General features: G+C 59.4%; 13 protein-coding genes. 11 read left to right on the forward strand and 2 right to left on the reverse strand.

Annotated features, from left to right (window positions below):
• Nucleotide 1: 1 nt before the first annotated feature.
• Both murU and ACW9JE_RS12730 read right to left on the reverse strand, forming a co-directional pair.
• Complete coding sequence (gene murU, locus ACW9JE_RS12725; protein WP_457432943.1) at nucleotides 2–673, reverse strand: N-acetylmuramate alpha-1-phosphate uridylyltransferase MurU; 672 nt, start codon at nucleotides 671–673, stop codon at nucleotides 2–4.
• Nucleotides 670–1,689 (reverse strand): aminoglycoside phosphotransferase family protein, encoded by a 1,020-nt coding sequence (locus ACW9JE_RS12730; RefSeq protein WP_457432944.1) that lies wholly within the window; start codon nucleotides 1,687–1,689, stop codon nucleotides 670–672. Before ACW9JE_RS12730 ends, murU begins: the two co-directional genes overlap by 4 nt.
• A gap of 130 nt (nucleotides 1,690–1,819) precedes the next feature.
• On the opposite strand from ACW9JE_RS12730, the gene ACW9JE_RS12735 reads away from it, so the two are divergent.
• The 11 genes from ACW9JE_RS12735 (at nucleotide 1,820) to ACW9JE_RS12785 (ending at nucleotide 16,012) form a co-directional block, all read left to right on the forward strand.
• Complete coding sequence (locus ACW9JE_RS12735; RefSeq protein WP_457432945.1) at nucleotides 1,820–4,618, forward strand: LPS-assembly protein LptD; 2,799 nt, start codon at nucleotides 1,820–1,822, stop codon at nucleotides 4,616–4,618.
• Nucleotides 4,599–5,915: a peptidylprolyl isomerase SurA gene (gene surA / locus ACW9JE_RS12740; RefSeq protein WP_457432946.1), complete on the forward strand. Its 1,317-nt coding sequence runs from the start codon at nucleotides 4,599–4,601 to the stop codon at nucleotides 5,913–5,915. Before ACW9JE_RS12735 ends, surA begins: the two co-directional genes overlap by 20 nt.
• Nucleotides 5,912–6,901: a 4-hydroxythreonine-4-phosphate dehydrogenase PdxA gene (pdxA, locus tag ACW9JE_RS12745; protein WP_457432947.1), complete on the forward strand. Its 990-nt coding sequence runs from the start codon at nucleotides 5,912–5,914 to the stop codon at nucleotides 6,899–6,901. The genes surA and pdxA overlap by 4 nt, the downstream gene beginning before the upstream one ends.
• The gene (gene rsmA / locus ACW9JE_RS12750; RefSeq protein ID WP_457432949.1) at nucleotides 6,898–7,716 is read left to right on the forward strand and encodes a 16S rRNA (adenine(1518)-N(6)/adenine(1519)-N(6))-dimethyltransferase RsmA; all 819 of its coding nucleotides are present in this window, start codon (nucleotides 6,898–6,900) and stop codon (nucleotides 7,714–7,716) included. Before pdxA ends, rsmA begins: the two co-directional genes overlap by 4 nt.
• Nucleotides 7,717–7,839: 123 nt before the next feature.
• Nucleotides 7,840–8,220 (forward strand): Co2+/Mg2+ efflux protein ApaG, encoded by a 381-nt coding sequence (apaG, locus tag ACW9JE_RS12755; RefSeq protein WP_224540186.1) that lies wholly within the window; start codon nucleotides 7,840–7,842, stop codon nucleotides 8,218–8,220.
• The gene (locus ACW9JE_RS12760; protein WP_457432950.1) at nucleotides 8,220–9,104 is read left to right on the forward strand and encodes a symmetrical bis(5'-nucleosyl)-tetraphosphatase; all 885 of its coding nucleotides are present in this window, start codon (nucleotides 8,220–8,222) and stop codon (nucleotides 9,102–9,104) included. The genes apaG and ACW9JE_RS12760 overlap by 1 nt, the downstream gene beginning before the upstream one ends.
• A gap of 33 nt (nucleotides 9,105–9,137) precedes the next feature.
• Complete coding sequence (gene glpE, locus ACW9JE_RS12765) at nucleotides 9,138–9,467, forward strand: thiosulfate sulfurtransferase GlpE (RefSeq protein WP_224540190.1); 330 nt, start codon at nucleotides 9,138–9,140, stop codon at nucleotides 9,465–9,467.
• Nucleotides 9,468–9,764: 297 nt separating this feature from the next.
• On the forward strand, nucleotides 9,765–11,687 hold the full coding sequence (locus ACW9JE_RS12770; protein WP_224540192.1) for a PrkA family serine protein kinase: 1,923 nt from the start codon (nucleotides 9,765–9,767) through the stop codon (nucleotides 11,685–11,687).
• Nucleotides 11,688–11,888: 201 nt separating this feature from the next.
• Nucleotides 11,889–13,160 (forward strand): YeaH/YhbH family protein, encoded by a 1,272-nt coding sequence (locus tag ACW9JE_RS12775; RefSeq protein ID WP_175378553.1) that lies wholly within the window; start codon nucleotides 11,889–11,891, stop codon nucleotides 13,158–13,160.
• Nucleotides 13,157–14,719: a SpoVR family protein gene (locus ACW9JE_RS12780; protein WP_224540194.1), complete on the forward strand. Its 1,563-nt coding sequence runs from the start codon at nucleotides 13,157–13,159 to the stop codon at nucleotides 14,717–14,719. The genes ACW9JE_RS12775 and ACW9JE_RS12780 overlap by 4 nt, the downstream gene beginning before the upstream one ends.
• Nucleotides 14,720–14,782: 63 nt before the next feature.
• The gene (locus ACW9JE_RS12785; RefSeq protein WP_457432951.1) at nucleotides 14,783–16,012 is read left to right on the forward strand and encodes a multifunctional CCA addition/repair protein; all 1,230 of its coding nucleotides are present in this window, start codon (nucleotides 14,783–14,785) and stop codon (nucleotides 16,010–16,012) included.
• Nucleotides 16,013–16,064: the final 52 nt, after the last annotated feature.

The following is a 16,064-nucleotide window of genomic DNA, read 5'->3' on the forward strand; positions in this document are numbered from 1 at the left end:
GTCAGCGGCTCGCTTCAATCAGTGCTTCAGCCTCGGCCAGACGCTCGTGGGTGCCGACATCGACCCACTGCCCGTTCAGGCGCTCGCCCGACACTTGCCCGTTCGCCATCGCCGCACGCAGCAGCGGCGCCAGTTTGAACGCACCCGCCGAACAGCCTTCGAACAGCTGCGGGTGCAGCACGGCGATACCGCTGTAGGTCAGGTTGGTGGTATCCGGCTGGCCGTCCTGGACTTGCCCGTCGACCAGCTGGAAATCCCCGGACGGGTGATGGGCCGGGTTCTCGGCCAGCACCAGATGCGCCAGGCCGACGATGGGCTGGTGCAGCACGCTGAAGTCGTAATCGGTCCAGATATCACCGTTGACCACGACGAACGCGTCATCGCCCAGTAACGGCAACGCCCGGAAAATCCCGCCGCCGGTTTCCAGCGGTTCGCCCTCCGCGGAATACTGGATGCTCACGCCATAACGTGAACCATCGCCCAGGTAATCTTCGATCTGCTGGCCGAGCCAGGCATGGTTGATCACGATCTCGGTAAAGCCGGCGGCGGCCAGCGCGTGCAGGTGATATTCGATCAGCGGCACCCCGCCGGCGCGAACCAGGGGTTTTGGCGTGGTCAGGGTCAGCGGGCGCATGCGCTCGCCTTTGCCTGCCGCCAGAATCATTGCCTTCATGCTTTGACTCCGGCGCGCAGACTGGCCAGCAACACATCCAGCTCTGCCAGCTCAGGGCGACGGGCGATCACTGCTTCTATATAGGCAAAGAAACGCGGCACATCGGTCAGGTAGCGCGGCTTGCCGTCGCGGTGGCAGATGCGGGCAAAAATGCCGATGACCTTCAGGTGGCGCTGCACGCCCATCAGGTCACTGGCGCGCAGGAAGTCTTCGAAGTCGGCCTGTACCGGAATATTCAGCGCGGCGGCCTGCTGCCAGTAGCGCTCAAGCCAGCCGCGCACGCGCTCTTCCGGCCAACTGAGGAACGCGTCCTTGAACAGACAGGTGACGTCATAGGTCACAGGACCGTAGACCGCGTCCTGGAAATCCAGCACGCCAGGATTCGGCTCGCTGAGCATCAGGTTGCGCGGCATGTAGTCGCGGTGCACCAGGACCTTGGGCTGCGCCAGGGCGCTGTCGATCAGCAGATCGCTGACCTGTTGCCAGAGCACTTGCTGTGCGGCGTCAAACTCGATGCCCAGCTCACGCTTAACGTACCACTCAGGGAACAGCTCCAGCTCGCGACGCAGCAGCGCCACGTCATAGCTTGGCAGCGGCGCAACCATCGGCAGCTGCTGAAAAGCCAGCAGCGCTTGCAGGGCGTCGTCGAACAACCGGTCGGCGTTTTCGCTGTCGATCACGTCCAGATAGGTCTTGTTGCCCAGGTCATTGAGCAAAAGAAATCCGCGTTCGAGGTCTTCGGCATAAATTTTCGGCACATTTATTCCGGATTTCGCCAGCAAAAAAGCGATATCCACGAAGGGTTTGCAGTTTTCCTGGGGCGGTGGCGCGTCCATCACGATGAAACTTTTATCGGCGCCCTCCCAACGGAAATAACGCCGGAAACTCGCGTCGCTGCTGGCCGCGGTCAATGTGGCCGGGGGTACGGCACCCCAGCCCTGCTCTGCAAAAAGAATCGCCAATTGTTCATCGAGCCAAACTTTCAGGTGTTGCAAACGTACATCTTGGTCAGGCATTGCAAGGGTCTCCGACGGCGCTAGCCGTCAAGCGGGTCATGCTTTATTATCCAGCATCTTTTTCAGACCATCGAGAGGCGTGCGGCCCACACCGCGGGCAGATGGCACGCAGGAAGCCCGGACTAATAAGATGGCATTGAAATCCCCCGCGTTTCGTAAAAAATTTCCGTTGTTGGTAACCGGCAGTCTGCTGGCCCTTCAACCTCTAGCTACTTCCTATGTAGTCGCCGGCGAACAGTATGACTGCTCAGTCTCTGCTTCGGGTGCCTGGGATTGCTCGCCAAAGACGCCTGCGGCTGCATTGCCTCCGCGTCCGGTGCATGACGGCAGCGCCGTTTCCGCCACCGGCGAGAATGCGGCCGAGAGCGGTTCCAGCGAAGAAGCTGGCGCCAAGCCGGCACTCGTCACCGAGTCCAAGGGCCGTGGCCTCAAGTCCCGTAGCGAAGACTACAGCCACCTCGACTGGGTTCCCCGCGAACAACTCACGGCAGCTCAATTGGCCGAAACCGGTCCTTACTGCTCTGGTTCCTATATCGAACCAATTCGTCCTGGCATGAATGACAAGACGAATAAAAGTGACGCGCCCACCTTTATCGGTGCGAAAGCCTCGCGTTACAAGCAGGATGAGCAAGTCGCCACCCTGGCCGGTGACGTGGTCATGCGCCAGGGCAGCATGCAGGTCGAAGCCGACGAAGCCAATCTGTACCAGGCCGAGAACCGCGGCGAGCTGGCCGGCAACGTCCGTATCCGCGACAACGGTGCACTGATCGTTGGCGACCACGCCGACGTTCAACTCGACACCGGTGAAGCCAAGGTCGACAACGCCGAATACGTGATGCACAAGTCGCGTATCCGCGGTAATGCGCTGTACGCCAAACGTGCCGAGAACGCGATCATCCGCCTCAAGGACGGTACGTACACCACGTGTGAACCGAACAGCAACGCCTGGCAGCTCAAGGGCAACAACATCACCTTGAACCCGGCCACCGGTTTCGGTACCGCGACCAACGTTACCCTGCGCGTAAAGGACATTCCGGTCCTCTATACGCCGTACATCTATTTCCCGATCGACGACCGTCGCCAGTCCGGCTTCCTGCCACCGACCATCGGCACCGGCAGCGATACCGGCTTCATGCTGGTCACGCCCTACTACTTCAACCTGGCACCGAACTACGATGCCACGTTGTATCCGCGCTACATGGCCAAGCGTGGCCTGTTGATGGAAGGCGAATTCCGTTACCTGACCAAGTCCAGCGAAGGTCAGTTCGGTGCCGCGTACCTCAACGACGAAGACGACGAGCGCAAGCTGCAGACGGACTACGAAAAAACCCGCTACATGTACAACTGGCAGCACAAGGGTGGTCTGGACTCGCGCGTACTCACGCAAGTCGATTACACCAAGATCAGCGATCCTTACTACTTCCAGGATCTGCAGACTGACCAGATCGGTGTGAAGAGCGCTGACTACGTGAACCAGCAGGGCTCGGTCACCTACCGTGGCGACAGCTACACCGCGCGCGTGAATGCCCAGGCGTATCAACTGGCGACCGTGTCGAACATCACGCCGTACGACCGTTTGCCGCAGATCACCTTCAATGGTCAGCTGCCTTACCACCCGAACGGTCTGAACTTCGATTATCAATCTGAAATCGTGCGTTTTGACCGGGACCTGAAAACCGGTAACTTCACTGACGAAGATGGCAATGTCGAGCCGCGTCTCGATACCAATGTTCAAGGTCTGGCTCGCGCCAATGGCGATCGTTTGAACCTTGCACCGTCTGTCAGCCTGCCAATGCAAGCGACCTATGGTTTCCTGACGCCGAAGCTCAAGTATCAGTACACCCAGTACCAACTGGATCTGGACAGCATCGGCAAGAGCCAGGTTGCTGCGCAGACGGCCGAACAGAACCGACTCAACGGCACTTTCGACTCCAGTCAGAACCGTGGCGTGCCAATCGCCAGTATCGACAGCGGCCTGTACTTCGACCGCAACACTTCCTGGTTCGGCAAGAACTACCGCCAGACGCTCGAGCCACGCCTGTTCTATCTCTATGTACCAGAGAAGGACCAGGAAGACATTCCAGTGTTCGATACCAGCGAGTACACCTTCAACTATGCGTCCCTGTTCCGTGACAACCGCTTCTCGGGCTCCGACCGCGTCGGCGACGAGAACAAGCTGTCGCTGGGCGTGACCAGCCGCTGGATCGAAGACAACGGTTTCGAGCGTCAACGCATCAGCGTCGGCCAGGCCCTGTATTTCAAGGATCGTGAAGTCCAGTTGCCGGGTATCGATGCCAAAACCCGCGAAGACGCACACTCCAGCGTGTCTCCATACGCACTGGAATACGAGTATCGCTGGAACCGCGACTGGCGCACGACCGCCGACTACAACTGGGACCCGGACAGCCGCAGCCCTCGCTCGGGCAGCGCGATGTTCCACTACCAGCCTGAAGACAACCCGAACAAGGTCGTCAACGTTGGTTACCGCTATCGCAACGACCAGATCCGCTACGACCAGAACACCGGTCAATGGCAGGTCGGCGGCGGCGACTACGGCGTTCAGGGCCAGCCTGGCTACGTGAAGGATTACTACAAGATCCAACAGCACGACTTCTCGGTGATCTGGCCGATCGTGCCGCAATGGAACGCCATCAGCCGCTGGCAGTATGACTACAACCGCAACCGTACCCTGGAAGCCTTCGGTGGCTTCGAGTACGACAACTGCTGCTGGAAGCTGCGCCTGATCAACCGTTACTGGGTCGATTACGAAGAGTTCAGCCAGGACGCACCGCAAAACGAAAAAGGCGACCATGGCGTCTTCCTCCAAATTGTTCTGAAGGGACTCGGCGGCCTCACCGGCGCCAAGGTAGAGAGCTTCCTCGACAAAGGCATTCAAGGTTATCGTGAACGTGAAGACCAAGCTTTCTGATTGTCTGCGCCCGCTGATGCTGGGCGCGCTGTTCCTGAGTACTGCGGCCAGCGCCGCAGTACAGTCCATCGATAAAGTAGTGGCTATCGTCGACAACGACGTGGTCATGCAGAGTCAACTGGATCAACGGGTACATGAAGTCCAGCAAACCATCGCCAAGCGTGGTTCGGCCGTACCGCCAGCCAGCGTACTGGAGCAGCAGGTACTGGAACGCCTGATCGTCGAGAACCTGCAACTGCAGATCGGCGAACGTTCCGGCATCCGCATCACCGATGAAGAACTGAACCAGGCTGTCGGCACCATCGCCCAGCGCAACAACATGTCGGTCGAGCAATTCCGTGCTGCCCTGACTCGCGATGGCCTGTCTTACGACGACGCCCGCGAGCAGATTCGCCGCGAAATGGTCATCAGCCGTGTGCGCCAGCGCCGTGTGGCGGAACGCATCCAGGTGACCGAGCAGGAAGTGAAAAACTTCCTGGCTTCCGACCTGGGCAAGATGCAGCTGTCCGAAGAGTTCCGCCTCTCCAACATCCTGATTCCTACGCCGGAAAGCGCCAACTCCGACGCGATTCAGGCTGCCGCCAAACAGGCTGATGCCGTTTACCAGCAGCTCAAGCAAGGCGCTGACTTCGGTCAGTTAGCCATTGCCAAATCTGCCAGTGAATCGGCACTTGAAGGCGGCGACATGGGCTGGCGTAAGGCCGCTCAGCTGCCACCGCCCTTCGACCGCCTGCTGAGTACCATGACCGTTGGCGACATCACTCAGCCAATGCGTACGCCCGGCGGCTTCATCATCCTGAAGATCACCGACAAACGTGGCGGTGAATCGCAGGTGCGTGACGAAGTGCACGTGCGACACATTCTGGTCAAACCAAGCCCGATCCGTGACGAAGCCAAGACCAAGGCCCTGGCCGAGTCGCTTTACGCCCGCATCCAGTCCGGCGAAGATTTCGGCGAACTGGCCAAGAGCTTCTCTGAAGACCCGGGTTCGGCGCTCAACGGCGGCGACCTGAACTGGATCGACCCGAACGCCCTGGTTCCAGAGTTCCGCGAAGTGATGGCCAAGACCCCGCAAGGTCAGCTGTCCAAGCCGTTCCAGACTCAATATGGCTGGCACGTACTGGAAGTCCTTGGCCGTCGCGCCACAGACAGCACCACCCAGGCTCGTGAGCAGCAGGCAATGACCGTACTGCGTAACCGCAAATACGACGAAGAGCTGCAAACCTGGCTGCGTCAGATCCGTGACGAAGCGTACGTTGAAATCAAACTCCCTGGCGCTGACCAGGCAGCGCAGTGAAGCCCAAACGCTTTGCGTTGACCCCCGGCGAACCGGCGGGCATAGGTCCAGACCTGTGCCTGCTACTCGCCTCGCAAGCCCAGCCACATCCCCTGATTGCCATCACCAGTCGCGACCTGCTCCTCGAGCGGGCCGCGCAACTGGGTGTGGCCGTCGACTTGCTGCCGGTTACACCGGAAAACTGGCCGGACGCACCTGCTCCAGCCAGTAGCCTGTATGTCTGGGATACGCCGTTGAACGCCAAGGTCGCCGCCGGGCAACTGGACAAGGCCAACGCCGCCTTCGTTCTGGAAACCCTGACCCGCGCAGGCCAAGGCTGCCTGGACGGACATTTCGCCGGGATGATCACCGCGCCTGTGCACAAGGGCGTGATCAACGAGTCCGGGATTGCCTTTTCCGGGCACACGGAGTTCCTCGCCGACCTGACCCACACCGCGCAGGTGGTCATGATGCTTGCCACCCGCGGCTTGCGCGTGGCGCTGGTCACCACTCACCTGCCGCTGCGCGAGATTGCCGATGCGATCACGCCGGAGCGCCTGGAGCGAGTCACACGAATCCTCCATACCGATCTGCAGGAAAAATTCGGCATCGCCCAGCCACGCATTCTGGTGTGTGGGCTCAACCCCCACGCCGGTGAAGGCGGACATCTGGGCCATGAAGAAATCGATATCATCGAACCCACATTGGAGCGCCTGCGCGGCGAAGGCATGGACCTGCGCGGTCCCCTGCCCGCCGACACGCTGTTTACCCCCAAATATCTGGAGCACTGCGACGCAGTGCTGGCGATGTACCACGACCAGGGCCTGCCTGTGCTGAAATACAAAGGCTTCGGCGCTGCGGTCAACGTGACCCTCGGCTTGCCGATCATCCGCACATCGGTCGACCATGGCACCGCCCTGGACCTGGCCGGCAGCGGCAAGATCGACACCGGCAGCCTGCAAGTCGCCCTGGAAACCGCCTACCAGATGGCCGAGAACCGTTTATGACCGAGCAATACCAACACAAGGCGCGCAAGCGCTTTGGCCAGAACTTTCTGCACGATGCCGGCGTTATCGACCGCATCCTGCGCTCCATTCACGCCAAACCTGACGACCGGATGCTGGAAATCGGCCCGGGCCAGGGCGCATTGACTGCCGGCCTGCTTGGCAGCGGTGCCCAGCTTGACGTGGTGGAGCTGGACAAGGACCTGATCCCGATCCTGAACCAGCAGTTCGCCGGAAAGAGCAACTTCAACCTGCATCAGGGCGATGCGCTGAAGTTCGACTTCAATACCCTGAACGCCGCACCTGGCAGCCTGCGGGTGGTCGGGAACCTGCCCTACAACATCTCCACCCCGCTGATCTTCCACCTGCTGCACAACTCGCACCTGATCCGCGACATGCACTTCATGTTGCAGAAGGAAGTGGTCGAGCGCCTTGCCGCAGGACCGGGCGGCGGCGACTGGGGCCGTCTGTCGATCATGGTCCAGTACCACTGCCGGGTCGAGCACCTGTTCAACGTCGGCCCGGGCGCGTTCAATCCGCCACCGAAAGTCGATTCGGCCATCGTGCGCCTGGTGCCCCACACCGTGCTGCCGCACCCGGCCAAAGACCATCGACTGCTGGAGCGAGTAGTGCGTGAAGCGTTCAACCAGCGTCGCAAGACCCTGCGCAACACCCTCAAGTTGCTGCTGAGCAACGCCGAAATCGAGGCCGCCGGTGTCGATGGCGGTTTGCGTCCCGAGCAACTGGATCTGGCAGCCTTCGTGCGCCTGGCTGACAAACTCAGCGAACAGGCTCAACAGAAGACCGCAGACGCCTGACAGCGCTCGAACGTTATCGGGTAGGACACCAGCGCCCATGTCTGGTTTACTACCCGATTCTTGTCCTAGACTGATCCCTATCAGCTACGCCCCGCGTCCCGCTCCGAATTTAAGGCCTCTTGCATGTCCGATCCTCGTTATCAGGTCGACGTCAGCGTCGTCACCCGCTATCTGGCAGAACAATCGCAACCCGAACAAGACCGCTTTGCCTTCGCCTACACGATCACCGTGCAAAACAACGGCCTGATGCCAGCCAAACTGCTGTCACGGCACTGGGTCATCACCGATGGCGACGGGCATGTCGAAGAGGTTCGCGGCGCGGGCGTGGTCGGCCAGCAGCCATTGATCGAGGCAGGCAAGAGCCACACCTACAGCAGCGGCACGGTCATGACCACCAAGGTGGGCACCATGCAAGGCAGCTATCAGATGATCGCCGACGACGGTAAGCATTTCGACGCCATCATCGCCCCGTTCCGCCTGGCGGTGCCCGGAGCCCTGCACTGATGGCGACGTACGCGGTCGGCGACCTGCAAGGCTGCCTTGAAGCACTGCAATGCCTGCTCAAGCAAGTCGCGTTTGACCCGGCAAAGGATCGCCTGTGGCTGGTGGGCGATCTGGTCAACCGCGGCCCGCAATCGCTGGAAACCCTGCGTTTTCTCTACAGCATTCGCGAATCGCTGGTGTGCGTGCTCGGCAACCACGACCTTCATCTATTGGCAGCCGGACACAACATCGAGCGCCTGAAGAAGGCCGACACACTGCGCGAGATCATCGACGCCCCCGACAGCGCCCAACTGCTTGATTGGCTGCGCCAGCAGAAACTCCTGCATTACGACGAACAGCGCAACGTCGCCCTGGTCCATGCCGGCATCCCTCCGCAATGGTCGCTGCGCAAAGCCTTGAAGTACGCCGCCGAAGTCGAAACGGCCCTGCGTGATGACAACTTATTCCCGGCTTACCTCGACGGTATGTACGGCAACGATCCGGCGAAATGGGACAACGACCTCAAAGGCGTGACCCGCCTGCGGGTGATCACCAACTATTTCACCCGGATGCGCTTCTGCACGGCCGAAGGCAAGCTCGACCTCAAGAGCAAGGAAGGCCTGGACAGCGCCCCGCCCGGCTACAAACCCTGGTTCCAGCACAAGGACCGCAAGACCAAGGATGTGAAAATCATTTTTGGTCACTGGGCGGCGCTGGAAGGCAAGGTCCTGGATCCGGGCATCTCGGCTCTCGACACCGGTTGCGTCTGGGGCGGTGCCCTGACCCTGATGAATGTCGACACAGGCGAGCGCCTGTCCTGCAAATGCGATGAGCACGGCCACGCCGCCAAGCCACCAGTCGCCCCGATCACTCCCGAACCATCGTCAGCCAGCGCCCCGCGCTAGACTGCGCTTTCAGCCGAGCCACAGGAGCCCGCCATGAGCGAATTCAAACGTATTCCCCCGGAACAGGCCCACGCCCTGCGCGAACAGGGCGCAGTCGTGGTCGACATCCGCGACCCGGCCACCTATGCCGCTCTGCACATCAGCGGCTCGAAGCATCTGGACAACCACTCGGTCTCCGACTTCATTCGCAACGCCGACCTCGACGCGCCGACCGTGGTGGTCTGCTATCACGGCAACTCCAGCCAAAGCGCGGCGGCCTACCTGATCAGCCAGGGTTTCTCCGACGTCTACAGCATGGATGGCGGCTTTGAACTGTGGCGTACGACTTTTCCTTCGGAAACTGCGCAAGGCACTTCCGAATAATATTTTTGTAACGCGCAAGCCCCCGGCTTGCGCGGGCTGGCGCGGTGGCAGACGAACGGTCAGCCACAACTAATTACGTATCTCGCCTTTACCTCCCGAATTCCCAACTATCCTTAAGCGCAGGCCATCCAAAACAGGGGAGAGCCGGTACACCGGCGCACGGATCATCGGGAGTAGCTTTCGGAGTCGTCAGCTTCGGAAGGTTTCTGGGGGGTAAACAGCGACTGCCTGTTCGGTCGCTGCCAGCATCGACTGAGTGATCCGGCGTCGGCTCCACGTATCGAGCGAGGTGACGTCATGAGTATCTTTAGCCACTTCCAACAACGTTTCGAGTCCACACGCCAGGAAGAACTCTCGCTGCAAGAGTACCTGGAGCTGTGCAAAAAGGACCGTAGCGCCTACGTTTCCGCCGCCGAGCGTCTGCTCCTGGCCATCGGTGAACCGGAGCTGCTGGACACCTCGACCAACTCGAGGCTGTCGCGAATTTTCTCCAACAAGGTGATCCGCCGCTATCCGGCCTTTGAAGACTTCCACGGGATGGAAGAATGCATCGACCAGATCGTGTCGTATTTCCGCCATGCCGCTCAGGGCCTGGAAGAGAAGAAACAGATCCTCTATCTGCTCGGCCCAGTCGGCGGCGGTAAATCGTCCCTGGCCGAGAAGCTCAAGCAACTGATGGAACGCGTGCCCTTCTACGCGATCAAGGGCTCGCCGGTATTCGAATCGCCTTTGGGTCTGTTCAACGCTGCTGAAGACGGCGCGATCCTCGAGGAAGATTTCGGCATTCCACGTCGCTACCTGAACACCATCATGTCCCCTTGGGCCACCAAGCGCCTCGCCGAATTCGGTGGCGACATCAGCCAGTTCCGCGTGGTCAAACTCTACCCGTCGATCCTCAACCAGATCGCCGTGGCCAAAACCGAGCCGGGAGATGAAAACAACCAGGACATCTCGGCACTGGTGGGCAAGGTCGATATCCGCAAACTGGAAGAATTCCCGCAAAACGACGCCGACGCCTACAGCTACTCGGGCGCACTGTGCCGGGCCAACCAGGGCCTGATGGAGTTCGTCGAAATGTTCAAGGCGCCGATCAAGGTGCTGCACCCACTGCTGACCGCCACCCAGGAAGGCAACTACAACAGTACCGAAGGCTTGGGGGCGATTCCGTTCACCGGAATTCTGCTGGCCCACTCCAACGAATCGGAATGGCATACCTTCCGCAATAACAAGAACAACGAAGCTTTCATCGACCGGATCTACATCGTCAAAGTGCCGTACTGCCTGCGGGTCAGCGACGAAGTGAAGATCTACGACAAACTGCTGTTCAACAGCTCTCTGGCCAAGGCCCATTGCGCTCCCGACACCCTGAAAATGCTCGCCCAGTTCACCGTGCTCTCTCGCCTGAAGGAGCCGGAGAACTCGAACATCTATTCCAAGATGCGCGTGTATGACGGCGAAAACCTCAAGGACACCGATCCGAAGGCCAAGTCGATCCAGGAGTACCGCGACAACGCCGGCGTCGATGAAGGCATGAACGGACTGTCGACCCGCTTCGCGTTCAAGATCCTGTCCAAGGTGTTCAACTTCGATCCGCACGAAATCGCCGCCAACCCGGTGCACCTGCTGTACGTGCTGGAACAACAGATCGAACAGGAACAATTCCAGGCCGAAACCCGCGAGCGCTACCTGCGGTATCTGAAGGAATACCTGGCACCGCGCTATATCGAATTCATCGGCAAGGAGATCCAGACCGCCTACCTCGAGTCTTACAGCGAGTACGGCCAGAACATCTTCGATCGTTATGTGCTGTACGCCGACTTCTGGATCCAGGACCAGGAATACCGTGATCCGGAAACCGGTGAAATCCTCAACCGCGTGGCACTCAACGAGGAACTGGAAAAAATCGAAAAACCGGCCGGCATCAGCAATCCGAAGGATTTCCGCAACGAAATCGTCAACTTCGTTTTGCGCGCCCGGGCCAACAACAACGGCAAGAACCCGACCTGGCTCAGCTACGAAAAACTGCGGGTGGTCATCGAGAAGAAAATGTTCTCCAACACCGAGGACCTGCTGCCGGTCATCAGCTTCAATGCCAAGGCCAGCAAAGAAGACCAGCAGAAACACAACGACTTCGTCACACGGATGGTCGAGCGGGGCTACACCGACAAACAGGTACGACTGCTGTCCGAGTGGTATCTGCGGGTCAGAAAGTCCCAGTAACCCGCCGCCGGCAAGACCGGTTGTCGTCAGCCGGAGGCCTGTTCCAGCATTTTCTGCTACACAGGCCTCTGGAAGGTGTTCGAAAGACGCCAGCGAGGTTCGCGCAGTATCGACAGCGCTTGGGGGAGCCTGTACATCCCTTGGCATTTGGCGTGCTGCCTGATCGCTCGCCCCTTTCGGGACAGCTTCTAAGGAGCAGTCATGAGCTATGTGATCGACCGACGTCTCAATGGCAAGAACAAGAGCACGGTAAACCGTCAGCGGTTTCTGCGGCGCTACCGTGACCACATCAAAAAGGCCGTCGAAGAGGCAGTCAGCCGGCGTTCCATCACGGATATGGAACATGGCGAGCAAATCAGCATTCCCGGCCGCGACATCGATGAGCCGGTGCTTCACCATGGTCGCGGTGGCAAACAGACCGTCGTCCACCCCGGCAACAAGGAATTCACCAGCGGTGAGCACATTGCACGCCCGCCGGGAGGTGGTGGCGGCAGAGGGCCTGGCAAGGCCGGTAATTCGGGTGAAGGGATGGACGAATTCGTCTTCCAGATCACCCAGGAGGAATTCCTCGAGTTCATGTTCGAGGACCTTGAGCTGCCCAACCTGGTCAAGCGCAACCTGACCGGCACTGACACCTTCAAGACGGTACGGGCCGGGATCAGTAACGAAGGCAATCCATCGCGGATCAACATCATCCGCACCCTGCGTTCGGCCCATGCGCGGCGAATCGCCCTGTCCGGCAGCAGCCGCGCGAAACTGCGCGAAGCCAAGGAAGAACTTCTGCGACTTCGGCAGGAAGAGCCGGATAACTTCGGCGATATTCAGGAACTGGAAGCTGAAATCGAAAAACTCAGCGCGCGCATTCACCGCGTGCCGTTCCTCGATACCTTCGACCTCAAATACAACCTGCTCATCAAGCAACCCAACCCCAGCTCCAAGGCGGTGATGTTCTGCCTGATGGACGTGTCCGGCTCCATGACCCAAGCAACCAAGGACATCGCCAAACGCTTCTTCATCCTGCTGTATCTGTTTCTCAAGCGTAACTACGACAAGATCGATGTGGTGTTCATCCGTCACCACACCAGCGCCCGCGAAGTGGACGAAGAGGAGTTTTTCTACTCCCGGGAAACCGGTGGCACCATCGTGTCCAGCGCACTGAAACTGATGCAGGAGATCATGGCCGAGCGCTATCCGGCCAATGAATGGAACATCTACGCGGCCCAGGCTTCCGACGGCGACAACTGGAACGATGACTCGCCGATCTGCCGCGACATCCTCATCAACCAGATCATGCCGTTCGTGCAGTACTACACTTACGTCGAGATCACCCCGCGCGAACATCAGGCCTTGTGGTTCGAATACGAGCGCATTGCCGAAGCCTTTTCCGACACTTTTGCCCAGCAACAACTGGTCTCGGCCGGAGATATCTACCCGGTCTTCCGTGAACTCTTCCAGCGCAGGTTAGTGACATGACCGCCAAAGAGCAGAAGCGCCAACCCATTTCCACCGGTTCCGAGTGGACGTTCGAGCTGATCCAGAGCTACGACCGTGAAATCAGTCGTATCGCCGCTCGCTATGCCCTCGATACCTACCCTAACCAGATCGAAGTGATCACCGCCGAACAGATGATGGACGCCTATGCCTCTGTCGGCATGCCGCTGGGTTATCACCACTGGTCCTACGGCAAGCACTTCCTAAGCACCGAAAAGTCCTACAGCCGTGGCCAGATGGGGCTGGCCTACGAAATCGTGATCAACTCAGACCCGTGCATTGCCTATCTGATGGAGGAAAACACCATCTGCATGCAGGCACTCGTGGTGGCCCACGCCTGCTACGGGCACAACAGCTTCTTCAAGGGTAATTACCTGTTCCGCACCTGGACCGATGCCAGTTCGATCATCGATTACCTGGTGTTCGCCAAGCAGTACATCATGCAGTGCGAAGAGCGCCACGGTATCGACGCGGTCGAGGACCTGCTCGATTCCTGCCACGCCCTGATGAACTACGGCGTCGACCGCTACAAACGCCCTTACCCGATCTCCGCTGAAGAAGAGCGCCGCCGGCAAAAGGACCGGGAAGAACACTTGCAGAAGCAGATCAACGACCTGTGGCGCACCATTCCCAAAGGCGCCGACAAATACAGCGAAAAGGACAACGCCCGATTCCCTGCCGAACCGCAGGAAAATATTCTCTATTTCATTGAAAAACACGCTCCGCTGCTGGAGCCGTGGCAGCGGGAAATCGTGCGTATCGTGCGCAAGATCGCCCAGTATTTTTATCCACAACGTCAGACCCAGGTGATGAACGAAGGTTGGGCCACCTTCTGGCACTACACCCTGATGAATGACCTGTATGACGAAGGCCTGGTCACCGACGGCTTCATGATGGAGTTCCTGACATCTCACACCAGTGTGGTGTTCCAGCCCGGCTTTGACAGCCCTTACTACAGCGGTATCAACCCCTACGCCCTGGGCTTTGCCATGTACCGCGACATCCGGCGCATGTGCGAAGAGCCTACGGACGAGGATCGCCGCTGGTTCCCGGAAATCGCCGGCAGCGACTGGCTCTCGACCATCAAGTTCGCCATGAGCAGCTTCAAGGACGAAAGCTTCATCCTGCAGTACCTGTCACCCAAAGTGATTCGCGACCTGAAACTGTTCAGCATCCTCGACGATGATCAGAAGGACGATCTACTGGTCCCGGCCATTCATGACGAGGGCGGATACCGGATCATCCGTGAAACCCTGGCCGCCCAGTACAACCTGGGCAATCGTGAACCCAACGTGCAGATCTACAGCATCGACCGCCGTGGCGACCGCTCTTTGACTTTGCGCCACCAGCAGCACGACCGTAAACCGCTGGGAGAGTCCACCGAGGAAGTGCTCAAGCACCTGCACCGCCTCTGGGGCTTCGATATTCATCTGGAAACCCTGCAAGGGGAGCAGGTGATGAAAACCCACCACGTACCACCCAGAAGTGAACATGCCGAGGGGGATTACGGGCGACTGGACCTGGCTGTCATCCATCTCTGATCCTGTTTGAACCTCCGCAAGTTCGACGCAAAGGTTATCCTGTCGAGCTAACGGAGGTTTTTTATGCGGATCTATAAAGTTGGCGGCGCCGTACGCGATCGCCTGCTGGGACTACCGGTTACTGACATCGACCGCGTCGTGGTCGGTGCCACGACCGAAGAAATGCTTACTCAGGGATATCGCCCGGTCGGTGCGGATTTTCCGGTTTTTCTTCATCCCAAGACCGGTGAGGAATACGCCCTCGCCCGGACCGAGCGCAAAAGTGGTCGCGGTTATGGCGGCTTCACCTTTCACGCCAGCCCCGAAGTCACCCTCGAAGAAGACCTGATCCGTCGAGACCTGACGATCAATGCCATGGCCGAGGACGATCAGCAGAATCTGACCGATCCCTACCACGGCCAGCGCGACCTCCAAGCGCGAATCTTGCGCCACGTTTCCCCTGCATTCGCCGAAGATCCCCTCAGGGTCCTGCGCGTTGCCCGTTTTGCCGCACGCTATTCCGAACTTGGCTTCACGGTCGCCCCTGAAACGCTGGAACTGATGCGGCAACTCAGCGAGTCCGGCGAGTTGGAAGCCCTGACAGCGGAACGGAGCTGGAAAGAAATCTCCCGCGCACTGATGGAAAACCAGCCACAGGTATTCATCGAAGTGCTGCGAGCCTGCGGGGCACTCAAGGTGCTGATGCCGGAAGTCGATGCGCTGTTCGGCGTTCCGCAACCGCAAGCGCATCACCCTGAAATCGACACCGGAGCGCACACCCTCAGCGTGCTGCAGCAGGCAGCCGTACACAAACAACCGCTGACCGTGCGCTGGGCCTGCCTGCTGCATGACCTGGGCAAGGGGCTGACACCGGAAGAGGAATGGCCACGACACATCGCCCATGAGTTCAAGGGTCTCAAGCTGATCAAGGCGGTGAACGAGCGCTTCAAGGCGCCTAGGGACTGCCAGGAACTGGCGCTGCTGGTAGGCGAGTATCACACCCATGGTCATCGCGCCCTGGAGTTGAAACCGTCCACCCTGCTGGAGTTGCTGCAGAGCTTCGACGTCTACCGTCGGCCGCAACGCTTCGAGGAGTTCATCGCGGCGTGCGAGATGGATGCACGTGGGCGTAAAGGACTGGAAGAAAGAAATTATCCACAGGCGGTTTATTTGCGCGGAGCAGCCAGCGCCGCACGAGGCGTGGCAGTTCAGCCGTTGCTGGAGAAGGGATTCAAAGGGCCGGAGCTGGGTGAAGCGATCAAGCGCGAACGGCTCAAGGCGTTGAAGGCCTACAAGGAAAGTACGTTGGGCTGAAAAGCTTCGCGGGCAAGCCTCGCTCCTGCAGGCCCATGTGATCTGCAGGAGC

This window comes from Pseudomonas sp. SDO55104_S430 (genome assembly GCF_054070595.1).